The sequence below is a fragment of the Rhizobium sp. NLR16a genome (assembly GCF_017948245.1).
Classification (GTDB): domain Bacteria; phylum Pseudomonadota; class Alphaproteobacteria; order Rhizobiales; family Rhizobiaceae; genus Rhizobium.
This window is the reverse complement of record NZ_CP072866.1, coordinates 161,516-185,234: the sequence shown is the minus strand read 5'-3', so window position 1 is coordinate 185,234 and position 23,719 is coordinate 161,516. Positions and strand designations below refer to the sequence as shown.

Annotated in this window: 21 protein-coding genes and 1 pseudogene; 15 read left to right on the top strand and 7 right to left on the bottom strand. The window is 61.2% G+C overall.

Annotated elements, in window-relative coordinates; translation table 11 throughout:
- Positions 1–6: 6 nt before the first annotated feature.
- Both J7U39_RS20610 and J7U39_RS20605 read right to left on the bottom strand, forming a co-directional pair.
- Positions 7–1,080 carry a patatin-like phospholipase family protein gene (locus J7U39_RS20610; RefSeq protein ID WP_247241777.1) on the bottom strand — a complete coding sequence of 358 codons (1,074 nt, stop codon included), beginning with the start codon at positions 1,078–1,080 and terminating at the stop codon, positions 7–9.
- A 30-nt stretch (positions 1,081–1,110) separates the two neighbouring features.
- Positions 1,111–1,941, bottom strand: coding sequence for a 3-hydroxybutyrate dehydrogenase (locus tag J7U39_RS20605; RefSeq protein ID WP_210632100.1), 831 nt, complete (start codon positions 1,939–1,941; stop codon positions 1,111–1,113).
- A 181-nt stretch (positions 1,942–2,122) separates the two neighbouring features.
- Between J7U39_RS20605 and J7U39_RS20600 the strand changes: the two genes are divergently transcribed.
- The 4 genes from J7U39_RS20600 to J7U39_RS20585 all read left to right on the top strand — a co-directional run bounded on the left by J7U39_RS20600 (position 2,123) and on the right by J7U39_RS20585 (position 5,585).
- Entirely contained in the window at positions 2,123–3,019 is an 897-nt protein-coding gene (locus J7U39_RS20600; RefSeq protein WP_210632099.1) for a LysR family transcriptional regulator, read from the top strand.
- Positions 3,020–3,212: 193 nt separating this feature from the next.
- Positions 3,213–3,713, top strand: coding sequence for a cupin (locus tag J7U39_RS20595; RefSeq protein WP_210632098.1), 501 nt, complete (start codon positions 3,213–3,215; stop codon positions 3,711–3,713).
- 88 nt (positions 3,714–3,801) lie between these two features.
- Positions 3,802–5,007, top strand: coding sequence for an MFS transporter (locus J7U39_RS20590; RefSeq protein ID WP_210632097.1), 1,206 nt, complete (start codon positions 3,802–3,804; stop codon positions 5,005–5,007).
- 98 nt (positions 5,008–5,105) lie between these two features.
- Positions 5,106–5,585 carry a DUF302 domain-containing protein gene (locus tag J7U39_RS20585; protein ID WP_183705088.1) on the top strand — a complete coding sequence of 160 codons (480 nt, stop codon included), beginning with the start codon at positions 5,106–5,108 and terminating at the stop codon, positions 5,583–5,585.
- Between the two features lie 304 nt (positions 5,586–5,889).
- On the opposite strand, the gene J7U39_RS20580 is transcribed toward J7U39_RS20585, so the two are convergent.
- Positions 5,890–6,573 carry a peroxiredoxin-like family protein gene (locus tag J7U39_RS20580; protein ID WP_183705030.1) on the bottom strand — a complete coding sequence of 228 codons (684 nt, stop codon included), beginning with the start codon at positions 6,571–6,573 and terminating at the stop codon, positions 5,890–5,892.
- A 547-nt stretch (positions 6,574–7,120) separates the two neighbouring features.
- On the opposite strand from J7U39_RS20580, the gene J7U39_RS31855 reads away from it, so the two are divergent.
- Positions 7,121–7,309, top strand: a complete 189-nt coding sequence (locus J7U39_RS31855) for a hypothetical protein (protein WP_097601245.1) — start codon at positions 7,121–7,123, stop codon at positions 7,307–7,309.
- 133 nt (positions 7,310–7,442) lie between these two features.
- Entirely contained in the window at positions 7,443–8,582 is a 1,140-nt protein-coding gene (locus J7U39_RS20570; protein ID WP_210632096.1) for an ROK family transcriptional regulator, read from the top strand.
- Between the two features lie 28 nt (positions 8,583–8,610).
- Here the strand turns inward: J7U39_RS20570 and J7U39_RS20565 are convergent, their stop codons facing one another.
- A complete protein-coding gene (locus J7U39_RS20565; protein WP_210632095.1) occupies positions 8,611–9,657 on the bottom strand; it encodes a Gfo/Idh/MocA family oxidoreductase in 1,047 nt (348 codons plus the stop codon).
- A 342-nt stretch (positions 9,658–9,999) separates the two neighbouring features.
- Between J7U39_RS20565 and J7U39_RS20560 the strand changes: the two genes are divergently transcribed.
- From J7U39_RS20560 to repC, 9 genes are all read left to right on the top strand, one after another.
- A complete protein-coding gene (locus tag J7U39_RS20560) occupies positions 10,000–11,298 on the top strand; it encodes an extracellular solute-binding protein (protein ID WP_210632094.1) in 1,299 nt (432 codons plus the stop codon).
- A gap of 84 nt (positions 11,299–11,382) precedes the next feature.
- The gene (locus J7U39_RS20555) at positions 11,383–12,312 is read left to right on the top strand and encodes a sugar ABC transporter permease (RefSeq protein WP_210632093.1); all 930 of its coding nucleotides are present in this window, start codon (positions 11,383–11,385) and stop codon (positions 12,310–12,312) included.
- Complete coding sequence (locus J7U39_RS20550; protein WP_085782016.1) at positions 12,309–13,151, top strand: carbohydrate ABC transporter permease; 843 nt, start codon at positions 12,309–12,311, stop codon at positions 13,149–13,151. Before J7U39_RS20555 ends, J7U39_RS20550 begins: the two co-directional genes overlap by 4 nt.
- A 43-nt stretch (positions 13,152–13,194) precedes the next feature.
- Entirely contained in the window at positions 13,195–14,433 is a 1,239-nt protein-coding gene (locus tag J7U39_RS20545; RefSeq protein WP_210632092.1) for an ROK family transcriptional regulator, read from the top strand.
- Positions 14,434–14,477: 44 nt separating this feature from the next.
- The gene (locus J7U39_RS20540; protein ID WP_210632186.1) at positions 14,478–15,332 is read left to right on the top strand and encodes a sugar phosphate isomerase/epimerase; all 855 of its coding nucleotides are present in this window, start codon (positions 14,478–14,480) and stop codon (positions 15,330–15,332) included.
- Between the two features lie 22 nt (positions 15,333–15,354).
- A complete protein-coding gene (gene ugpC / locus J7U39_RS20535; RefSeq protein ID WP_085782018.1) occupies positions 15,355–16,416 on the top strand; it encodes a sn-glycerol-3-phosphate ABC transporter ATP-binding protein UgpC in 1,062 nt (353 codons plus the stop codon).
- 240 nt (positions 16,417–16,656) lie between these two features.
- Positions 16,657–17,865: a plasmid partitioning protein RepA gene (repA, locus tag J7U39_RS20530; protein WP_210632091.1), complete on the top strand. Its 1,209-nt coding sequence runs from the start codon at positions 16,657–16,659 to the stop codon at positions 17,863–17,865.
- Between the two features lie 69 nt (positions 17,866–17,934).
- Positions 17,935–18,909, top strand: coding sequence for a plasmid partitioning protein RepB (gene repB, locus J7U39_RS20525; protein ID WP_210632090.1), 975 nt, complete (start codon positions 17,935–17,937; stop codon positions 18,907–18,909).
- 210 nt (positions 18,910–19,119) lie between these two features.
- Complete coding sequence (gene repC / locus J7U39_RS20520) at positions 19,120–20,409, top strand: plasmid replication protein RepC (RefSeq protein WP_210632089.1); 1,290 nt, start codon at positions 19,120–19,122, stop codon at positions 20,407–20,409.
- A gap of 11 nt (positions 20,410–20,420) precedes the next feature.
- On the opposite strand, the gene J7U39_RS20515 is transcribed toward repC, so the two are convergent.
- From J7U39_RS20515 to J7U39_RS31850, 3 genes and pseudogenes are all read right to left on the bottom strand, one after another.
- On the bottom strand, positions 20,421–22,226 hold the full coding sequence (locus J7U39_RS20515) for a methyl-accepting chemotaxis protein (RefSeq protein WP_210632088.1): 1,806 nt from the start codon (positions 22,224–22,226) through the stop codon (positions 20,421–20,423).
- Positions 22,227–22,236: 10 nt separating this feature from the next.
- The gene (locus tag J7U39_RS20510) at positions 22,237–23,217 is read right to left on the bottom strand and encodes a cytochrome c peroxidase (protein WP_210632087.1); all 981 of its coding nucleotides are present in this window, start codon (positions 23,215–23,217) and stop codon (positions 22,237–22,239) included.
- 178 nt (positions 23,218–23,395) lie between these two features.
- A pseudogene (locus J7U39_RS31850) lies at positions 23,396–23,652 on the bottom strand (MFS transporter); the annotation flags it as partial.
- Between the last annotated feature and the right edge of the window lie 67 nt (positions 23,653–23,719).

Below are 23,719 nucleotides of genomic sequence, written 5' to 3'. Positions count from 1 at the left end.
TGAGGATCAAAGATAACGTTCGCGGACGTCTACGGTCGATCGTTTGCCGATTTCCTGGTAATTGGCCTGCAGCCAGAGGTTGGCGCATTGGCGGCCGCGATCCCTCAGGTCCATGAGCGCCCCCCAGTCGGCGTTCATCTTGCTCGCTACGCTGAGATTTTTCATCGCTTCGTCGTCTGAGATACCGTGCACGAAAATGCGCTTGAGATTGGAAGGCGGCGTCGCTGCCGTGTCGATCAGCTGTGTGACGAAGGCCACCGCCCGCATCTCCCTCAGCAGCGACGAATTGAAACTGATCTCATTGATGCGGTTGAGAATTTCTCCAGCCGTGCGCGGCAGTTCCGTTCGTTCTATCGGATTTATGTGAACCACGAGCACATCGGGCGTGTCGCAGCCATAAATCAGCGGGAAGATTGCGGGGTTGCCCATATAGCCACCGTCCCAATAGGCTTCCCCTCCGATTTCCACGGCTTGGAACAGGAAGGGCAGGCAGGCAGACGCCATGATGGCATCGACCGAGAGCTCGTCGTTGCCGAACACCTTCACCTTGCCAGTCCGCACGTTGGTGGCGCAGATGTTGAGCTTGACAGGGCACCGTGCCATCCGGATTGCCTCCAGGTCGATCGATTGTTCCAGCACCTGGCGCAGGGGATTGAAATTGAAGGGGTTGAACTGGTAAGGCGACATCAGCCGTGTCACCAGGTCGAACATGATGAACGCCGGCGAGAATTCCAGCGATTTCGAGCCTGTAAGGCGGTCGAGCAAGGTTGGCTGCAAAGGTCCGGATGCAGCTGCGTGGCTGACACGGCGCCAGAAATTGGCCAGCGCCGTCTGTGCTCCGCTCCGCCCGCCCTCAGCCAGGCCATAGGCTGCGACCGCAGCATTCATCGCGCCTGCGCTGGTTGCCACAATGCCTTCGAATGACAGGCTTGGCTCGTCCAGCAACCGATCGAGCACTCCCCACGTGAAGGCGCCATGTGCGCCGCCGCCCTGCAGCGCAAGATTGATCGTCCGCGGCTCGCGCTCGGCGAGCGAAGAGTCGGGCTGCATTTTGAGCTTTGCACCCACATGTTTGTTCACGATCGCAACCTCCGTGTCTCAAATAAAGATTCAGTGCGCAGTCCATCCGCCGTCGACAGGGATCGCCGTGCCTGTGATCGATCCAGCAAGATCGCTGCAGAGAAAGACGGCAAGCGCGCCCATTTCCTCGACGGTGGCAAAGCGCCTCGTCGGCTGGTCCTTCAGGAAGACGTCTCGGATCACCGCGTCGCGTGGGATGTTATGCGACTTCGCCTGATCCTCGATCTGGTGTTCGACAAGCGGCGTCCAGACGTAGCCGGGGCAGATCGCGTTGGATGTCACCCCGAATTCGGCGCCTTCGAGCGCGATCGTCTTGGTGAACCCGACAATGCCGTGTTTGGCCGCCACATAGGCGGATTTGAAGGGGGACGCGACCAATCCATGGGCGGAGGCGACATTGACGATCCGGCCATAGCGGTTGGCGCACATGCTGTCGAACGTCGCCTGAACGAGATGGAAGGCTGAGGAAAGATTGATAGCAAGTATGGCGTCCCACTTTTCAGGCGGAAACTTTCCGAGTGGCGAAACATGCTGGATACCGGCATTGTTGACGACGATGTCCACCTGTCCGAAACGCGCGAACGCCCTCTCGACCATCATATGGATCGCTTCCGGCTTCGACATGTCGGCGGCGTCGTAGGCAACGTCGACATCGTTATCCGTGGCAATGCCGTCGCGCAGCATCTCGATCTCGGCAGGGTCGCCGAAGCCGTTCAACATCACGGCGGCCCCTGCCCTTGCAAGCGCATGTGCAATGCCAAGGCCGATGCCGCTGGTCGAACCAGTGACAATGGCGCTACGCCCTTCCAAGGGCCTGCGGCCGACGAGAGTATCAGTTACGGGATCAAAGGCGTTCAGCATATGTGCTCTCCACTACGATCGACTACGCCGTCTGGCGTCTTGCAATCAGAATGGCCGACGGGGCTTCGCTTTAGAAATGCCAGTCTGGTATGGAATTGATAAATCCATGGCATTGGTGGAGAATGCCGCCCGCGGAGAATATTGAGGGTATTGCAAATAGAATTCATGCCGGGGGGCGGCGATGGATATCCACCATATAAGGTATTTCCTGGCGGTGTGTGAAACTCGAAACTTCACGCGCGCGGCCGAAAAGTGCAATGTTACTCAGCCAGCGCTCAGTCGCGCCATCCAGCAGCTGGAGGATGAGGTGGGCGGCCTGATGTTCCGCCGGGAGCGCAATCTCACCCACATAACAGATCTCGGCAACCTTCTTCGCCCGCGATTCCAGCAGATCCAGGACGAGTTGATGGGCGTGCGTACGGAGGCGTCGCGATTTCTCTGTCTTAGTGAAGCACCGCTCAAGGTCGGCATTATGTGCACGATCGGACCGCGCCGGTTTACTGGCCTGCTCACCGACTTCAACATGCGCCACAAGGGAATCCAGCTGCAACTGATCGAGGGCGTGCCCGCCCGATTGTCCGATCTGCTGGAGACTGGCGAAATCGATGTGGCTTTGATGTCGACGGCAACAAGCTTTCCGGAACGCTTCGACGTGACCTCGCTCTTTCGCGAGAGGTTCATGCTCGCTTTCCCCGCCGGCCACCGCCTCGGTCAATACGATGCCATTCCCATCGCGGCGATCGACGGTGAGATCTACCTGCGTCGCGTCAACTGCGAATACTGGGATTACCTCACGGATCTCTGCGATGCACAAGGCGTGAAGACCCTCGTCTCCTATTCCAGCGAGCGCGAGGACTGGATTCAGAACCTGGTCGCCGGTGGCCTTGGTATCTGTTTCATTCCCGAATACAGCGCCGTTATCCCAGGATTGCAGGTGCGACCTGTCGCGGACCCGGAAGTCTCGCGCGAGGTCTGCCTTGTGACGGTGGCGGGCCGACGCTTCTCCCCGGCGGTTTCAGTCTTTGTCGGCGCCGTGAAATCATACGGCTGGGCGAAAGCGTCGGGCCGTTCGCATTAAGGGCAGTATCGTAACAATCACGGGAGCACAGCCTGGCAAGCTGCCGGGCATTCGGTGTTTCCCCTGCGGCTGATAATAGCTTGCGGCTATCGAAATCAAAAGCATCTGGCATTTCTCTTTCGATCGGCGCTCCGCCAGTCTTCGAACATGCTCGGCACCGTCCTCGCCGGGCTCCAACAAGGAGAAACCGCTGATGAAGCCCGTATTGAAAACCGACCGCATGTCCCTCGCCGCTCTCGCATTTGCTGCAGTGGTCCTGGGCGCCGCCCTGCCCGCCGCGTCCGCCATGGCGGGCGAATGCCCGGCCGATCAGGTCACTGAAGATGGCATGAAGCCTGGCCCGATGATGCCGAAGGGCGTCTCCGACAGCGTCGTCAAATCAATCGATCTCTCGTCCAAGGGCGAGGCATGGAAGGGAAGCATGCTGCGCATGCGCAAGCTCGTCGTGCAGCCGGGAGGCATCGTTCCCTGGCATTCGCACGAGATGCGCCCGGCCAATATCCTGATCATCTCCGGCTCGATTACGGAATACAGCAGCACCTGCAAGGTGCCGATCCTGCACAAGAAGGGCGAGGTGACGGCCGAGTTTGGACATCTCTCCCATTGGTGGAAGAACAATGGCAAGGCTTCGGCCGTGCTCTATTCCTCCGACATACTGAGCCCGGAAATGCACACCGATGACGCGGCGATGTAACGGTTGCCCTTTGATCTGAAGCAGCCCCATCGCTCGCCGGCGTTTCCCTCGCACTGGCAGGGAAACGCCGCATCCCGGAGGAACAAGCATGACCGACATCGAACAGCCGCTCACGGCATCCGTTCAAGAGCGCCGGACCATTCACGCCGACAGTTGGCGCTTTGGACTGATCGCACTCATCGCCTTTTTGACCTTGGTCGACCTCTTTGCGGCGCAAGCCGTATTGCCTTCTCTGGTCGAGAGGTTTCAGGTCAGCCGCGCCACGATGGGTTTCGCCGTCAATGCCAGCACCCTCGGTATGGCGCTCGCCGGTCTGCTCGTCGCCTTCGTCGGCAGCGGCCTGGACCGGCGCAACGGCATCTGGATCAGCCTCGCGATCCTGTCCGTGCCAACGACGCTTCTGGCATTTACCGACAACATCATCGTCTTTGCCGCGCTGCGAGTACTTCAGGGGCTTTGCATGTCGACGGCCTTCACGCTGACGGCCGCCTATCTGTCGGAGCATTTCTCCGCCGGAAAGGCCTCCACGGCCCTAGCCGCCTATGTCACCGGCAATGTTGCCAGCAACCTCTTCGGCCGCATGCTGTCCGCTGCCGTCGCAGGCATTGGCGGCCTCTCGATAAATTTTCTGGTGTTTGCCGCCCTCAACCTCCTCGGCGCCGCCCTGGTTTGGTTCACGCTCAAAAGGACGACCAGCATGATGCGGAGCGATGATCGCGGGAACCTCACCATGCGCATCTGGGGCGGACATCTTGCCGATCCAAAGCTGCGACGCGTCTTCGCTATCGGCTTCCTCATCCTCTTCGTGTTCATCGGCACCTACACCTATGTCAACTTTCGGATTGTCACGCTCGGGGTACGCCCGATGGCGCTCGGCCTTGTCTATCTCGTCTTCCTTCCGTCGATCTTCACCACGCCTTTCGCCGGCAGGCTCGCAAGCGCTGTGGGGCCGGCAACCGGAATCGTGCTGACGCTTGCGATTGCCATCGTCGGACTCGTCGCGCTTCTCAGTGCGTATTTGCCGGTCATCCTGATCGGTTTGACACTGGTGGCAGTCGGCACCTTCCTCGCACAGGCAATGGCAACCGGCGTCGTCGGTCAACATGCCAGGAGCGACAAGGCTGGAGCGAGCGGCATCTACCTCGCATCCTACTATACCGGAGGCATGGCCGGCAGTGTGGTTCTCGGTCAGGTCTACGATCACGTCGGCTGGAACGCATCCGTCTACGTGCTTATCGCAGCTCTGGCGGTAGCAATGCTGCTCGCGGGTTCGCTAAGCGCCCCGCACCGATAGATCCCAACTTTCCGTGGTAGCCGGAATAGGGGTCGCCCCTTCCATGCGGAAGCCGGCGACGAGTTTGAATACAGACACAACCGAAAGGAGTAAATGACATGCAAAGAATGATCAGACTATTGTTCATGGCCGCGCTTTCATTGGCAGGAATTCTGTCGGCATCAGCCACTATCGTCCAGGCAGGTGCCCGGGACGGTGTCGTTGTTCTGAAGAGTCGCTATTCGGTCGACGAGACTGTCACAAAGATCAAAGGCAGCGTCGCAGAGAAGGGCATAATGCTGTTCGATGATATCGATCAAGCAAGGCTCGGCAACGCGGCTGGCAACAAGGTCCGTCCATCGCGGCTGATCCTGTTCGGCAATCCGGCGCTCGGAACGACGTTCATCACCGCCAATCCAGTGGCCGGGCTCGATTGGCCCGTCAGAGTTCTCGTTTACGAAGCGAAGGATGGAACGGTCCGTGTCGCCTACACCGATTTTAACTGGATCGCGCGACGCCATGGCATCACCAGCCGCGAGAAGGAGTTCAAGATGGCGTCCGAGGTCATCAAAGCGGTGACGGATCCGGTCCATCAATGAGGTCACGGCGATGCGGTGATGAATGGGGAGGGAGCGACTTCCTCCTCATTGCGGATGTTGCAGAGAGGTTACCATCCGAGGCTGCCCTGACCTTGATGGTTGGTTGAGAACCTTCCAGGCGCGATGCTGACTTTGGTCCAGATTCTACTGGTTCTGATGACCGTTGCTCGCCACGGACTTCGCAATGCCCACGGTCCGCTGGTGGCCCCAGACCTGCTGATCATCGTATACAACGGGAAGCTCTGCGCGTTCGCTGATTGGTATAAGGCTGCCAACCATCTCGTGGGACGAGTTGTTCAGCAGCTTACTGAAGTGCGACTTGGGACGCTGCTGACATCAATTCTTCGGGACTCGGCGCCCGGCATAGATTTTGGCCCCCCTCTTCGGCTTCTGTGAAACTCCAGCGCACAGTGCCGTCCCGATCGAGCAGGAACTCGCCGATAAGCGGCATGTGACCGGCGATGATAATCTGCTGGTCGGCCGCCGTCATTTCATACGGGTCCTTTTTCTCCAGAAAGTCGCCCGCCGCAGCCGGGTTCATCGGCACGGGCAACTCCCGCGGTAAATCGATCCGCATTGTCCTGACCGCGTCCATTCCGAGCTTGTGCGGCCATTCGGTTTCATTCTCCGTGAGCTCGAGGATGGGTAAACCGAAGGCGCGATGCGAAGCCCCCTCCGGGTCGGATGCGCTGATAAGGTTGGGTAGTGGATGGTAACGAAAGTAGAGCCGCGCCCGTTCGACGGGCGTCTTGACGACAGCGAGACACTCGATGCCTTTCTCCTTCAGGGCAGGGTTGAGCTGCGCCATCGCCGAGACATGACGCCGACAGAATGGACAGTGTAGGCCTCGAAATAGACCGATCAGTAGCGGGCTACGGCCTCGAAAGTCATCGAGCGCGATCTTGCCTTCGCGCGAGATCGCATCGAGTACAACATTCGGTGCCCGGTCGCCCGGCTGCAGCGGGCGGTCGACACTATCCGTGGACATGAACAACCTCCTCCCGATCGATCAAAAAGGCAGCACACCCAGCGCTTCGGGGGGCGAGCCCTGCTGGGCGCAAACTCCCTTCGCCGGGGCAAAGTAGCGTTCGGCCTCTGCCATATTCCAGACGTCGAACTTGAGCTTTGCAGGCCCATCATAGCATGGAAAAGACATCCGCGGGCGAACATTCAGGCTGGTCAGCAATCCGCGGCGTGCTATGTCCTCCGAGAGATTTTGGATCGAGCCGCCTGCCTTCATCCGACGCACGTTCTGATCGTCCAAGACAAGTTTATCGAAAGCGATATCACATCCAACACTGAGCGTGATCTTCTCAACGCCCGTGCCATGTCGTTTCTCCTTAACGAGCCGGCCGGAGCTCTCTCCAGCCTCCGAGCCCTTCGAAAAAACTCCCTTTCTAAGTAGGCGACCATCAGCCGCAAGGATAACGCAATCTTGATCGATGATGACAGTTTCCTGATCGCAGCATCGACCTATCTGCTTTGGCAACCACACTGAAGACGCTGCCTGTTGGCGGCGAAGGGAGGGTTGAGGGATGCTCCGGATGTGGAAATTGCCGGCAGCGATGGCAGCGCTCATCGCCGTTGCCATGTCGGCGTCGTCCTGCACGACGACCTCTACCGACCCGGCGCAGACCGGATCGGTTGGATACTCCAGCGCTGACTTCGCACTCAGGCCGGCTTGTCGCGACGGTTTCGGCAACGATCGTCCTTGCAGCTATTAACGTATAGAAGACGCAGCGAGGATGATCGGCACGCCGTTGCGGTTCTCGAAAGCCGGAGCACTTCGTTGGAAAATCGTTACGAACACCGATAAGCGTGATACACACCGTCGAAGTGCTCTCAAGAAAGACGGTCATGCGGTATCTTCGGTCGGGGCCGCGTCGGCTTCACACTCAAGAGTTGGGCGCTCCCCGCGCCAAAACGGTGGGCTTGAGATCGGGTGAGATCGCCGACCGGAATATCCGCGTCATCCTAGAAGCAATCCGCCGGCACGGGCCACTGACGCGCACCGAGCTTGGGCGGCATAGCGGGCTGACCGGGCCTGGCATCACCAATATATTGCGGCGGCTTGCCGACGAGAAGCTCGTGACATCGAACCGGCGCACCGGGCTCGGCGGCGTGGCGACGGCCACGGAATTCGCGCTGCGGCCGGAGGGCGCGTTTTCGATCGGCGTCAAGCTTCGACGGACGCGCGGCGAGATCGTGCTGATCGATTTGAGCGGCCAAGTGCATGACCGGGTCTATTTCGACGTGGAGCCGGAAGACGGGGTTGGCGCGGTACACGCGGCGGTCCGGGACATGGCCGATCGGCATGCGACATTGCCGATCGTCGGGCTCGGGATCGCCGCCAACGATTGGAACGATGCCCGCAGCGAGCAGCTTGCCGCGATGTCGACGATCGCACGCACCTACGTCGAAAACGAATGCACGGCGAGCCTGCTTGCCGAGCGCACGATCGGCAGCGCCATGCCGGAGGGCGGGCTCGCGATGATCATCATCGACGATGACGTTCAGGCGGGTTTCCTCATCCGAGGCATACCCTATTCCGGCGTGCATGGGCGGGCGGGCAGCATCGGCGAAATGCTGACCGGGCCCGACAATGTCCAGCTCAATACCGTCGTCGGTTTCGATTCCCTGCGCTCGCGCATCGGAGACGAGGACTTCGCGCGCCTGCTCAGGGGCGAGGAGTTCTCCTCGTCGTCGCTGTCGCAATGGATACGCGAGGCCGCCGGCCATCTGCTCGACCCGATCATCGCCATGGCCGGCTTCATCGCCCCGAGCGTCGTCATGATCGGCGGCGACCTACCGCAGGGGGTGATCGAGGCGCTGATCCATCAGCTTTCCGTCGAGCGGCGCGACACCTCGACCAGGCCGCTGCTGACGCCATGGATTTCGCCGATGCGGCCGGCAAGCTTCAGCGGTGGCGGCGTGGCACTCGGTGCAGCCCTCCTGCCCTTCCTCAACACGCTTCTGCTGCCGCCAGCTTCGGCCTAAGCCGACCGTGCAACATAATTCGGCGGGCTCAGCCGAGCGCCTCATCGGTATGGCTGAGATCGGAGGCGAGCGCCGTGTCGAGCACCTTCTGGATGTTGGCGGCGCGCCGGAAGGAGGGTTCCTGGGTCTTGCCCGCCCGCACGGCCTGGACGAAACGTTGGTAGTTCGTCTCCACAGGATCGAAAGGCACATCGCGCCACGTCGCGGTATGCACATCTTCGCCAAGGCAGGCGCGCAGCGTCGATTTACCGGTGTCGTAGATCATCTCGACCGAGCCGGTTTCACCATAGACCCTAAGGCGCAGCTGATCCATCTGGCCGGCTGCCGTGCGTGTCGCCTGGATCGTGCCGATCGCGCCATTGGTGAAATCGACATTCATCGTGAAGCTGTCATTGGCGTCGAGATCGTATTCGCCGATCCTGTGATCCGGCGCCTTGTCGAAAGTCTTCAGCCGCGCAAAGACGTGGGCGACGTCGAGGCCGGAGCCATAAGAGGCGAAATCGACGATGTGAATGCCGATATCGCCAAGCGCGCCGTTCGAGCCGTGTTTCTTGCTCAGCCGCCAGAGCCATTTGCTTTCGCTCTTCCAATCGCCCCAGTGGCGGCCGACCAGCCAGCTTTGCAGATGCGACGCCTCGACATGGCGCACGGCGCCGATCTCGCCGGCAAGCACCATCTGCCGGCCCTTCTGCAGCGCCGGCGAATTGCGATAAGTGAGGTTGACCATGCCGACCTTGCCGGCCCGCTCGATCGCCTCGGTCATTTCCATCGCCTTGACGGCATCGGTGGCGAGCGGCTTTTCGCAGAAGACATGTTTGCCGGCGGCGATCGCCTGAAGCGTCGTCGGGTGGTGGATACGATCGGGCGTGACGTTCGCCACCGCATCGAACTCGCCCCACGCGAGCGCATCCTCCAGCGAGATGAAATGATTGGCGATGCCATGTTCGGTGCAAAAGGCCGCGAGCCGCTCCGGGACGACATCGACGCCGCCAACGACGCTGACGCCTTCGATCGCCTTGAAACGCGCGGCGTGCTGGTTGGCCATGCCGCCGGTTCCGAGAATGAGTAAACGCATCTTCTCCTCCATGGACTTCAGTTTCCGGCTGCCGCTGCGGCCCGGAGCACGAACTGACACCATCGCGGCCATCCGCGATCGATCGGCCTTTTCCTCAGGAAAATTGCGGGTTGGATGCGCCTGATTTCCCTAAGGCGCTGTCGGCAACTTATTTTGGCGTGCATCCCTTCCGAAAACCGCAGCGTGCGCTAGCTGCTGTTGAATCTCGCCAGCATCTCATCCTCCCAAGCTCTGGCTTGACATCAAATCAAAGTAACTTAATCTAATTAATGCAGCACGGAATTGAGGAGAGGTCAACCGACCGCCAGGCTGTATTCGTTCAAAATGGGGAGGAGACCCATCATGAAGAGCGCGACCGTCAGCGCATTGGCGCTGAGCACTGTCTTATTTTCAGCATCCACCATTTTTGCCCAGGAACTTGCCACCAAAGACCGGATCGGCCTTGCCGATGCGCCGAAAACGCTCGTCGTCCGCCTGACGAACGACAGCCCGAACAATTCCGATCCCGCCATTGCCGAGGGCTATCAGAAGCTCTTCGTCGATTTCATCAAGAAGCATCCGGACTGGAAATTGCAGATGCAATTCATGTCCTCCGACATCGGCACTGAACAGGCCAAGATGCTGGAGCAGGCCAAGGCCGGCAACGCGCCGGATTGTGCGGCCGTCGACTCCTTCGTGCTCTCGCAGTTCATGGTCAATCACGTGCTGGCCGATTTCACACCCTATTTCTCCAAGGAAGAAGTGGACGATCTCTTCCCCTTCATCCGCAGCGGCATCACCGACAAGGACAAGACCATCCGTGCCTGGTGGTGGGATACGGACCTGCGCGTTCTCTACCGCAACAAGTCTGTGGTCGCAGATGCGCCGAAGACCTGGGACGAACTGAAGAAGGCCGCCCTTGCCTCCACCAAGGAGGGCATGGAAGGCGTGCTCTTCAACGGCGGGCGCTGGGAAGGCACGACCTTCGACTGGCTCGCCAATTACTGGGCGCTCGGCGGCAAACTCGTCGACGACTCGGGCAAGCCAATCTTCGGCGAAGGCGAGAACAAGGAGAAATTCCTGAAGGCGCTGAACTACTTCAAGGATCTCGTCGATTCCGGTGCGGCGCCGAAGCGCGTTACGACGATCGCCAATTACGACGATATGAACGCTGCGGCGGCTGCCGCGACGACGGCGCTCTTCATCGGCGGCAACTGGCAATATGCACAGCTGAAGACGACGCTCGACGAAGAGGAATTCAAGAACTGGACCTTCTCGCCGATCCCGGGCCCCACGGCCGACCAGAAGTCGACGGGCACCGGCGGCTGGACGGTCGCCTCCTTCAGCAAGGACAAGGAGAAGATCGAAATGTGCGCCAACCTGGCGCGCGACGTCTATATGGGTCCTGCAAACGCGCTGCAGCAGCAGCTGCCGACGCGCAAGTCGCTCTTCGACAAGTATGAGGTCTTCTCGACGGAAGCCAACAAGACCTTCGCCAATGCGCTGGTCGATGGCCAAGCCCGGCCCGGCGTGCCGATCTATCCCGAGATCTCCAACCAGATCCAGATCATGATGGGAGACGTGCTGTCGGGGACGAAGAAACCGGAAGAGGCCCTGGATGCCGCATTTAGCGCGGCGATGGAGGCTTACAAGCGTCTCTGATCCCGGGCGTTTCCACGCTTCCGACCGCGACGGCGCCTGGACTTGAGGCGCCGTCGACAGTGCCAAACCCGGACAGAGAAGCCAATGAGCCCAATTGCCAGCGAGGCTGACAGCCCGCCTCAAAGCAGAACGTTCATGCGCCGGTTCGCCGGTGCGCCCCTGCCCTGGATCATGCCCGTGATCATCGTCATCGGCATATTCTACCTCTATCCCGTCATCGACGTTTTCCGGCTTTCCTTCACCAATGCGACGCTGATCGGCGAGAACCAGCAATATACGTTTGGGTCGATCACCAGTGCGCTGAGCTCGCCGCAACTGCCCGACATTCTCTGGGCGACGCTGATCTTCGTCGGCGGCAGCGTCATCGGCCAGCAGATCCTCGGGCTTGCGGTCGCCGTCACCGTCATTCGCGGCGAAAAGCGCGGCCTGTTCGGCACCACGATCCTGAGGACCACGGCGCTTGTCGCCTGGGTCGTGCCGGGCATTGCCGGCGGCATCATCTGGCAGATGTTGTTTTCCGAAGCGCCTTACGGCGCGCTCAACAGCATTTTGAGGCTGATGCACATGCCGACCGTCGCCTGGCTCTCGGACCCGGCAATGGCGCCGTGGTCGACTCTGATCTCGAACATCTGGCGCGGCACCGCCTTTTCGATGGTCGTCATGTATGCGGCGCTGAAATCGATCGATCCCTCGCTCTACGAGGCGGCGGAGGTCGACGGCGCCAGCGCCTCGCAGCAGTTCTTCTTCGTCACGCTGCCGCAGCTGCGCGCTGCCATCCTCGTCAACATGATCCTGATCACCATCCAGACGGTGAACACCTTCGATGCGATCATCACACTGACAGGCGGCGGACCCGGGCGCGCGACCGAAGTGATCTCGCTCTACGTCTTCAATATCGTCTTCCGAAACTATGACCTCTCCGGCGGCAGCGTGCTCTCCGTGCTGATGCTGATCATCAGCCTCGGGCTCGCCTTCGTCTATGCGTCGTTCCTGCCGAAGGAGGAAGAGCAATGAGCGGACGCACCGGAAGCCGGTTAGGCGATGCCATGAGCTATCTCTTCATGTTGGTGATGTTCGTCTTCTTCGCCGGCCCCCTCACCTATCTGCTGTCGATGGCGCTACGCGACAAGCGCGAGGTCTATCGCGGCGCGGCGCGCTACATTCCCGACAACCCTACCATTCAGAACTTCATCACCGTTCTCAACAACAGCTATTTCCCGATCTATCTCTGGAACGGCCTGAAGCTTGCGGCTCTGAGCGGGCTCGGCGTGCTGATCGTTGCCTTGCCCGCCGCTTACGCTTTCTCCCGCTTCCAGTTCCGTGGCAAGGGCCTCTCGATGATGGGGCTGCTGCTCTTCCAGATGATCTCGCCGCTCGTCATCATGGTGCCGCTCTATCGCTACATGAACCGCCTCGGCCTGCTGGACACGCATTTCGCCGTCGTCATGGTCTATATCGCGCTCGGTGTTCCCCTGGCGACCTGGCTGTTGAAAAGTACGGTCGACGGCATTCCGCGCAGCCTCGACGAGGCGGCGATGATCGATGGCTGCAATCGCTTCTCGGTTTTCTGGCGCATCATCGTGCCCCTGTCGGCGCCGGGCATCGCCTCGGTTTTCATCATCACTGTGATTGCCGGCTGGTCGCAATTCCTGGTGCCTTTCCTGCTGCTCACCAAAAATGACCTGATGCCGATCGGCGTCGGAATCTTTAACTTCCGCGGCATGCAGACCGACTCGTCCATCCAGCTGCTTGCAGCCGCCTGCCTGATTGCGGTCGTTCCGGCGATCGTGGCCTTCCTGTCGCTCCAGAGGCTGATCCTCGGCGCGATGACCAGCGGCGCGGTGAAGGGATGAGAGGGTCTGCTTCACTCTCCACGCGCGCGGAAGGATTGAACGCATGAACCAGACACTCGGCGCTAGGCTCTCCCCCGATCTGACGGGCGCCAATGTCGAAGACGCGGGCGAGCACAACAGGGCCGTCGTCCTGCGCTGCATCCACCGCCAGGCGCCGATTTCGCGCGCCGAGATCGCCAGGCAGACGGGCTTCACCAAACCAGCGATCGCCCGCATCGTCGACCGCCTGCTGGACGAGGGCCTGATCATGGAGGCCCGCCGCCGGCATGGGCTCAGAGGCCAGCCGGCAATCGAACTCGAAATCAATCCCGATGCCTATTACGCCATCGGCATCAACATCGACCGCGACCATCTGACGATCCTGGCGGTCGACGCCGTCGGCAATGTGCGCGCCCGCGTACACCACGAGAAGCGCTTCATCCTGCCGGCGGAATTCATGCAACTGACATCAGATGCGATCTCGCATTTCCAGCGCAGCCGACTGATCGACGATGCGCGCCTTGCCGGCATCGGCCTTGCCATGCCGGATTGGCTCGGCGAAATCTCGCTGCTCGGCAAGCCCGACGCCTATCAGGAATGGACTGATTTCGACGTGCGCGCCGCACTGGAGAGCCTGACGCCGCATCCCGTCTTCACAGAAAACGAGGCTAATGCCGCTGCCCTTGCCGAGCTCAACTACGGCCTCGGCGCGGAAAGCAGCAGCTTCTTCTATATTGCCGTCAATGCCTGCCCGGGCGGCGGCCTCGTTCTCGACGGCAACGGCCATCGCGGCGCCATGGGCCTCAGCGGCGAGATCGGCTGGCTTCCGATTGCCGACGGCCGCGACGGCGAGGCGCAGAAGGTCCAGCTTCTCGGGGAGATCTTCTCGCTGTTCTTCCTCTATGATTTCCTCGCCCGGCATGGGATCGAGGTGAGCGTGCCGCAGGATCTGCTGACCCTCGACGCGCGCGGCAAGCGCCTCGTTTCACAATGGCTGAAGGAAATGAGCGCGCATCTCGCCGTCGCGGTCAAACATATCGCCATGATCGTCGATCCCGATGCCGTGCTCGTCGGCGGCCGGCTGCCGATCCGCATCGTCGATGAATTGCTGCGTTACGTCCACGAGCATCTCGACGCCGAGGACACGAACCTGCCCTCGCTGCATCGCGCCTCGATCGGCGAGGACGCCTCGGCCATGGGTGCGGCGGCCATGCCGATGGCGGCGGCCCTGATGCTCGCATCGGCCGATGTGGCGCAGCGCACGCGCTCGCCGCTGAAATTCATGGATCGGCTGAACAGTTGAAACGACCGCAAGGCCCCGGATTTTGATGAGGATCGGAGGATATGGTGAAAATCGGCTTCTATACCTCGACATTCAATGACCGCCCGCTGGAGGAAGTGGTAGATTTCGCCGCGTCGTCGGGGTTCGAAGCGATCGAGATCGATGTCGGCGGCCACATCAAGACGCCCGACCGGGTGGAAGATGCCGTTACGCTGGCAAGAAGCCGCGGCCTCTTCGTCTCCTCGATCACTTTTTTCGGCAATCAGCTTGATGCCGATCGCGACAAGCGCCGGGAACTCCGGGCAAGGACCTCAGAATTTGCCGAAGCGATCGGCGGCGCCGGCGTTCCGATCTTCGTGATCTTTCCCGGTCGTAACGATACGGCAAGCGACGAGGCCAATTATGACGACTTCGCCGACTTCGCGATTGGGCTGATCGCGCAAACGCAGGCAAGCGGCCTCACCTTCGCGATCGAGAACTGGCCCGGACCTAGAGACAATTTCATCGGAACGACGCCTAGGGGATGGCAGGAACTTTTCCGCCGCATCGAGGACCCCCGCTTCGGCCTCGAATTCGACCCCTCGCACCTCATCCGCATCGGCGTCGATCCCTATCGGGCGCTGGAGGCGGTCAAGGACCGCATCGCCATTCTGCACGCCAAGGATACGGCGATCGACGCCGAGGCCCTGCAGGCACTCGGCTATCACGGCAAGGGCTGGTGGCAATACAAGTTGCCGGGGCTCGGTCTGCTCGACTGGCCGCGTTTCCTCAGGCAGGCCCGCGGCTACGGTTTTGATGGCACGCTGTCGATCGAGCACGAGGATGCCGCTTACGGCTGGCCGGGCAAGAACTTGGCCGCGCGCAAGGAGGGTGAGCGCCTCGGCCTCGATTTTCTCAAAAGTGTCTTGAACGGACTTTGACGGCGAATTCGGGAGGAGTTTCATGGCCCATGTTTCGGTCAGCAATGCGCGCAAGGACTACGGCGCGTTCAAAGCCATCAAAGGCGTGTCCGTCGATATCGGCGACGGCGAATTCGTCGTCCTGGTCGGCCCCTCCGGCTGCGGAAAATCGACGCTGCTCAGAATGATCGCCGGCCTGGAGGGCATCACCTCGGGCAAGATCCAGATCGGCAAGCACATCGTCAACGAGCTTGCGCCCAAAGACCGCGACATCGCCATGGTGTTCCAAAACTACGCGCTCTATCCGCATATGACGGTGGCGAAGAACATGGGCTTCTCGCTGCGTATGAAGCGCATGCCGAGATCGGAGATCGATCAGCGCGTCGGCAATGCGGCAAAAATCCTCGGCCTGGAAAACCTGCTGGAGCGTTATCCGAAGCAGCTTTCGGGCGGCCAGCGTCAGCGCGTCGCCATGGGCCGGGCGATCGTACGCGATCCGGCCGTCTTCCTGTTCGACGAGCCTTTGTCGAACCTCGATGCCAAGCTTCGGGTGCAGATGCGCTCGGAGATCAAGGAACTGCATCAGCGGCTGCAGACGACGACAATCTACGTGACCCACGACCAGATCGAAGCCATGACCATGGCCGACAAGATCGTCGTCATGAAGGATGGGCTGATCGAGCAATCGGGCTCGCCGCTCGAACTCTACGACCGCCCGAACAATCTGTTCGTCGCCGGTTTCATCGGCTCGCCGGCGATGAATTTCATCAAGGGCAGCATGAGCGAAGACGGGTTCAGGACCGTGGACGGGCTGCTGCTGCCGAGCGAACGCCGGCCGAAGGATGCCGTGACCTACGGCATTCGCCCCGAACATATCATGCTCGACCCCAACGGCATCGAAGTGACGACCGTCGTCGTCGAGCCCACAGGCTCGGAAACACTCGTGCTCGTGCGGCTCGGAGGGCAGACGCTGACCTGCGTCTTCCGCGAGCGGATCCGGGCCGCCCCCGGCGACGTGTTGAGGATCGCCCCCGGCCACGACACCGTTCACCTCTTCGGCGCCGACGAGCAGCGCATCACTACAGGCGAAGCGCCATTGAGTTAAGCCCGCCGAATGCCCCCTCCCCTTCGGCCGGGCGCCGCCGGGGGCGCTTTGTCAGCGCCCCCGGCCCAAAATCCCCGGTCGTCCGGACATCACGCAGAGATCCGGCAAGCGCTTGAACGAGCATCGAAAAGGTTAATATGCGTTAACCTTAAATTTCTTGGCCGGTATCGGAGAATCGCGGATAATAACGGTTACAGGGGCTTTTGATCCCGAAAACCGTTATCCGAAAGATTGCTGCCGATGAACGCTAATTCGAACGCCGTGAAGGCCGCGCCGCTCTATTTCGAGGATCAGATTCTCGAGCACGGCGACGTGATTTCGAAGAAGCTGCATCTCCTGAGCGTGCAGCGCTTTCCGCCGAACGCGAAGAAGACGCTGCGCAACTTCTCTCTCGCCGAGGTCGCCAATTATGTCGGGGCCTCGCAGAGCACGTTGAAGAAACTGCATCTCGAAGGCAAAGGCCCCTGCCCGCAGACTTCGCCTTCCGGGCGGCGCTCCTACAGCGCCGAGCAGATGCTGGAGCTCAGGCGCTATCTCGATGCGCATGGCCGCTCCGAGAGCCGCATGTATGTGCCCCATCGCCGCGGCCATGAGAAGCTGCAGGTGATCGCCGTCGTCAACTTCAAGGGCGGCTCGGGCAAGACGACGACATCAGCCCATCTCGCCCAGCACCTGGCGCTGACCGGCCACCGCGTCCTTGCCGTCGATCTCGATCCGCAGGCATCGCTCTCCTCGCTGCACGGCTTCCAGCCGGAGTTCGACCAGGCCTCGTCGCTCTATGAGGCGATCCGCTATGACGACGAAAAGAAGCCGCTCTCCGAGATCATCCACAAGACCAATTTTCCCGGCCTCGATATCGTGCCGGCCAATCTCGACCTGCAGGAATATGAATACGATACGCCGCTCGCCATGACCGACAAGTCGAGCAATGACGGCAAGACCTTCTTCACCCGCATCTCCCGCGCGCTCGCTGAAGTCGACGACCGCTACGACGTCGTCGTCATTGATTGCCCGCCGCAGCTTGGCTACCTCACCCTGACGGCGCTGACGGCGGCGACCAGTGTCTTGATCACCATCCATCCGCAGATGCTCGACGTCATGTCGATGGGCCAGTTCCTGCTCATGCTCGGCGGCATCCTGAAGCCGATCCGCGCCGCCGGCGCCGAGGTGAACCTCTCCTGGTATCGCTATCTGATCACCCGCTACGAGCCGACCGACGTGCCGCAGGCGCAGATGGTCGGCTTCATGTCGACGATGTTCCACGAGTTCATGCTGAAGAACCAGATGGTCAAATCGACGGCAATCTCGGATGCCGGGATCACCAAACAGACACTTTATGAGGTCGAGCGTTCCTCGATGAACCGGGGAACCTATGATCGCGCGATGGAGGCGATGGACGCCGTCAACGCAGAGATCGCCGGGCTTATTCACCAGGCATGGGGAAGGTGAATTTGTCGGCCGACAAATTCACGCTTTCCGTGAAGCAAATCAATGGAATGACCGCAACCGGAGGAAGCGATGGCACGGAAAAATCTGCTGGAAGGACTGGCCGATATGCCGGACGAAAACGCGGGCGCGCCTAACTATCCGATGCGCGGCGCAGGCCGGTCGCTCGTCCGCTCGCTGGATGAGCTGGCCAAGCAGGCGGAAAAATTCCTCGAAGGCGAGGCGGTGGTCGATCTTGACCCGGATCTCGTCGAAGCCTCCTTCGTCAAGGACCGGCTGTCCGAGGATGACGAGGACTTCCAAATGCTGGTCGAAGCGATCCGGGCGCGCGGGCAGGATACGCCGATCCTGGTACGTCCCCACACCAGGATCGACGGACGTTATCAGGTGGTCTTCGGCCACCGGCGGCTGCGCGCCGCCCGCGCGCTCGGCCGCAATGTCCGCGCCGTCGTCAAGGCGATCGACGACCGGACCCATGTGATCGCCCAGGGGCAGGAGAATTCCGCCCGCGCCGACCTCACCTTCATCGAGCGCGCGCTCTTTGCGAGGCGGCTTGAGGAACTCGGCTATGACAGGGAGGTTATCTCGACGGCGCTCGCCGCCAATGCGGCTTCAGTCTCGAAGATGCTGTCGGTCATGGATCGTATCTCGCCGGAGGTCGTCCAGGCGATCGGCGCCGCACCCGGCGTCGGCCGCGAGCGCTGGGTGGAGCTGTCGCTGCTCGCCGGCAAATCGGCCAATGCGGCAAATGTCGCCAAAGTCCTGCAAGACGACAACTTTCATCAGCTACCTTCCGACAAACGTTTCGAGGCACTCCATGCGGCGCTGAACAAAAACGCGCGGCCGGTGAAGAAAACCGTCGCCGCGAGGAAGATGACATGGCAGCCGCTTGATAAGGCGGTCCAGGCGGAAATGAAGAATGACGGTAAGGCGTTCTCGCTCTCGATGAAGGCGAGAAATGCCGGTCGCTTCGGAGAATTTCTCTCCGGCAGGCTGGATGCGCTCTATGAGCAATTCCTCGCCGAGGAGGGCAAACAAGGAGACTGAAACCGCAAAAGAAAAAGGCCCCCAAACGAACGAGTCGTGGAAGCCCTTCTCATATCCTTAGCAAGACAGAGAATCGCATTTTCACGAATCCCCGTCAAGAGTCCTGCAGCGCCTGCGCGTCTTTTCAGACGCGTAAATGATGCTGCAGCACCTTTTCCCTCGCATCGTTTCGGTGAGCGGATTTCTTTTGCCCGATGAGAGGTGAAGGAAATGGAGAGTGACTATGTGACGACGCCCTTCGGGCGGCGGCCGATGACGCTCGCCATGCTGCTGAAACAGCGGCGAGGCGAAGCGATCGCGGCCGAGACGACGCGCAGCAAATGGAAACTGTTCCGCTCCGTCTGCGAGGCGCGGGCAGGGCTCGACGTCTCCGACAGAGCGCTGACGGTGCTCGATGCGCTGCTGAGTTTTTATCCTGAGGACGAACTGTCCAGCGAAAAAGGACTGGTGGTCTTCCCCTCGAACGCGCAGCTTTCGCTCAGAGCCCGCGGCATGGCCGCCGCCACTTTGCGCCGGCATCTCGCCGTACTCATCGAGGCCGGCCTGATCTCCCGCAAGGACAGCCCGAACGGCAAACGTTATGCCCGCCGCGGCCGGGGGGGCGGAATCGACGAGGCCTATGGCTTCAGCCTCGCCCCGCTCCTCGCCCGGGCCGGCGAGATCGAGGTGATGGCGGCACGGATCGCCGCTGACCGGCAGATGCTGCGCGCCATGAAGGAGCGGCTGACGATCTACCGGCGCGACATCGCCAAGCTGATTTCCGCAGCCGTCGAGGAAGCGGTTGCGGGAGATTGCGAGCGCGTGTCCTCAATGTTCCATTCTATCCTGGATCGGATTCCGCGAGCCGCGACGATCGAAACCCTCACGCCCGTCCTCGAAGACCTCGAGACACTCCGCACAGATATCGTCAACCTGTTGGAGCTGCACGCGAAAATGCAGATGGCGAGCACCAGTGAATCCCGGATTGAGCGCCACATACAGAATTCTCACACCGAATCCCTTTCTGAATCTGAACCGCGCTTGGAAACGGGGGCGGGGCAGGCCGGCCGGGATCCGCAACCGGGGACGAAGCCGCACGATGACGGGCCGAAAGCGCAAACACGCGGCCGGGAGGGATCGCGCCTCGCCGTTTGGCCGAGAGTATGCGAACTGAAATCCTTCCCGCTCGCCACTGTTCTCCAGGCTTGCCCCGACATCATGGACTACGGCCCTGGCGGCAAGGTCGACAGCTGGCGGGATCTGATGACAGCGGCCATCGTCGTGCGCTCGATGCTCGCCGTCAGTCCGTCGGCCTATGAGGCGGCGTCACGCGTGATGGGGCCGGAAAGCGCCGCCACCGTCATGGCTTGCATCCTGCAAAGGGGAGAGTGCATCAACTCCGCCGGAGGCTATCTCAGGGACCTGACGCGGCGCGCCGAACGCAGTGAATTTGCACTCGGCCCGATGCTGATCGCCCTGCTGCGTGCAAAAAGCCCGGCTGTCAGCCGGGCCGGGACCTAATCGTGCTTACCTCACGCTGCGTCGCGATAGCTCCGCGTGCCGGAGTCTGCCCCACCCAGTTCGAACTGAGTGACCAGTTCGCGCAGCCGTTCGGCTTCGCTGGCCAGTGTGACGCTGGCGGCGGTCGTTTCCTCCACCATGGCGGCGTTCTGCTGGGTTACCTGGTCGAGCTGACTCATGGCCGAATTGACTTCCGAGAGGCTGGTCGCCTGGTCGCGCGCCGAGGCGGCGAGCGTTTCCATGCGCTGGTTGATATCGACGATGAAGCGGCCGATGTCGCCAAGTGCCGCGCCGGTGTGGTTGACCAGTTCGACGCCGCTCGCGACCTTGGCGGATGCTCGCCCGATCAGCTCCTTGATCTCCCGGGCGGCCTGGGCCGAGCGTTGGGCGAGCTCTCGCACTTCCTGGGCGACGACGGCAAAACCCTTGCCGGCCTCGCCGGCGCGTGCGGCTTCGACCCCTGCGTTGAGCGCCAGCAGATTGGTCTGGAAGGCGATCTGGTCGATGACGCCGATGATATTGTTGATCTGCTTGGAGGATTCCTCGATCTGACTCATGGCGTCGACGGTCTGGGCCACCACCTTGCCGGATGCGATCGCGCTGCGATTGGCGTTGTCGGCAACGCTGCGCGCCTCTTCGGCGATATTGAAGGCTTCGGTCACCTTGGCCGTGACGACGTCGAGCGCAGCGGCGGTCTCCTCGAGCGTTGCCGCCTGCCGCTCGGTGCGGCCGGAAAGCTCGCTGGAGCCGTTGTTGATCTCGCGGGTACCCGTATTGATGATCGACACGCTTTTTGAAACCGAAAGCAGGGTGCGCCCGAGCTGCTCCACCGACGCGTTGAAATCATGCCGCAGCGGCTCGAATTCAGGCGCGAACCGATCCAAGAGCTGGAAGGCGAGATCGCCCTCCGCAAGCCGTTTCAGGCCGGCGGCGAGGCCCGAGGTCGCAGTCTTCAGCCGTGCTGCAGCGCTGCGCTCCGCCTGCTCCTGGTCGGCCAGCCGGTTTGCTTCGGCCAGACGCCGGTTTTCCTCCGCCTGGCTTTCCAGTTGGATGCGCGCAATGGCGTTCTGGCGGAAGACTTCGACGGAGCCCGCCATCAGGCCGATCTCGTCGCCACGCCCGGCATAGGGGATCGCATTGTCAGTCTCGCCGGAGGCAAGTTCCTGCATGGATCGGGTGATGCGCTGGATCGGACGCGACACATGCCGGGCGATGGCAATGAGAATGCCGAGGCCGATGATGGCGGCAAGGCCCGCGAGCGCCAGTTCAGTTTCGATCTTCGTTTCCAGGGCCTTGCCGGCCTCGGCGACGCTTTCGGTCGCGATCCTGTCGACGATACCGTTGACGGCGGTGATGCCTTCCATGATCGCCTGCTGCGAGCGCGCCAGCTTCTCGGCCGTCGGCACTTGGTCGGCCTGCTGCAGGCCGAGGCTCACCTTGACGTCCTTTTCCCAGGCGCCGTGCGCCTCGCGAAGCGAGCGCACCCCCTCGGTCAGCGACATGGCGAGATCAACGCGCCCAAGCTCATCGAGCGACTGCGAAAGCGCGCCATTGCTTTCCTCGAACGCTGCCTTGACCTCGGCTGCCGGCACGAAATTCGTCATCGAAAGCACCCGGTCGACCACCGATGTCGCCTGCCGGAACTGCTGCTCGATATGGGCCGAGCTCAGCTTGGCGTTCACCGCCTCCTGCACCACAGCGGCAACCCGAGCCTGGCCGGTGATAGCCTGGTTGCCGATCAGGAGGGCGCTGCCGAATCCGACGACGATCGTCGCCACCATGGGGACGAGGATCTGCATGCGTATGGAGAGTTTCATGGTATGCACCTCAGTTCGGCAACGTCGGCAGGGGAATGTCCTGCTTTTCGGCGGTCAGAGTTCCCAAAAAGGCGATCAGATCATCGCGCTCCTGGTCAGTCAGCAAGAAGGGCATCATGGCGGGATCTTGCGAGGGGCGGCCGACGCCACCGCTTTCGTAGTGGGCGATCACCTCGTCCATGCTCTTCAGGCTGCCGTCGTGCATATAGGGGCCGCGATAGAGCGTGTTGCGCAGGCCCGGCGTCTTGAAAGCATGCTGATTGTTCGGGCTGCTCGGATCAATCTTGAAGCGGCCTATATCCTCATCCGGCAGGCCGATGTCATGAAACTTGTTGTCAGTGAAATTCCAGCCTGAGTGGCAGGCGGAGCAGCCGGCGCTGCTGGTGAAGACCTCGAAGCCGCGCTTGGCGCTGTCGGAAACCGCCTTCTCGTCGCCGTCCACCCACCGGTCGAAGGGCGACCAGTTGGAAACCACTGTCCGCTCATAGGTGGCGATCGCCGTCAGAATCGTCTCCCTTGTGATCCCTTTATCGGGGAAGACTTCGCCGAACCACGCCTTGTCGGGAATGTTCTGCATTTCGGTGACAGCAGTTTCGAGCTTGCCGTTCATCTCGGCGGCTGCGGTGATGGGGCCTGCCGCCTGATCCTCCAGGTTCTTCGCGCGGCCGTCCCAGAAGAAGGGTGAGACCCACGCGACGTTCAGGACTGTCGGCGCCTGGCGGGCGAGCGCGGTATTGGCCGCGCCGATCGGTGTCTTCACCGGCGTCTCGAAGCCGAAGGAAGGATTATGACAGCTGGCGCAGGTCATGTTCTTGTTGCCGGAAAGCCGGGGATCGAAGAACAGCATCTTGCCGAGCGTCGCGAGTTGCGGCGAATAGGGCGTCACTTTCTCGAAAGGCACCGTCAGCGGCCTTTTGTAGGCGGAAAGATCGGCCGCCGCGGACTGGGCTGCGGCCATTGCAAAAAGGGAAGCTGCAACCAGAAAACGCATCGTTTTAGAACGTCCAGCGAGATTTAATAGCTGGTGCTTAAATTAGAATAATAGCGTTAAAGCTCTGTAAAGCGTGAAATACATGAAGTTATAACTACCTGACGTTGCGCAGAAAATAGTTTGGTGTGAGAATACACCAGCAGGTTATTCTTCCATTGCATGTCGAGCGCAATATTCTTCAAGACTTCTGCGTCATGGGTGCTTTCACGACGAGGAGGGCCGCGCCCGCGAGCGCCGCGAAGGCGGCGCCGGCGGTGAAGGTGATGGCGGCCCCGCCGCTTCCCACAGGGCGCCCGCCACCACACTGGCGAGCAGAATTGCAACCCCCGAGACGAGGTTGAAAAACCTAAACCCCGTGCCGCGCAGATCAGCAGGTGCCGCGTCGGCGACGAGCGCCGCGAAAACGCCTTGTGTGAAGCCCATGTGCGGGCCCCAGAAGAACCCGGCCCTTCGTGATGATATCAGCCATCTGCGGATCCTCCGGGCGGGGCATTTTTCTGGC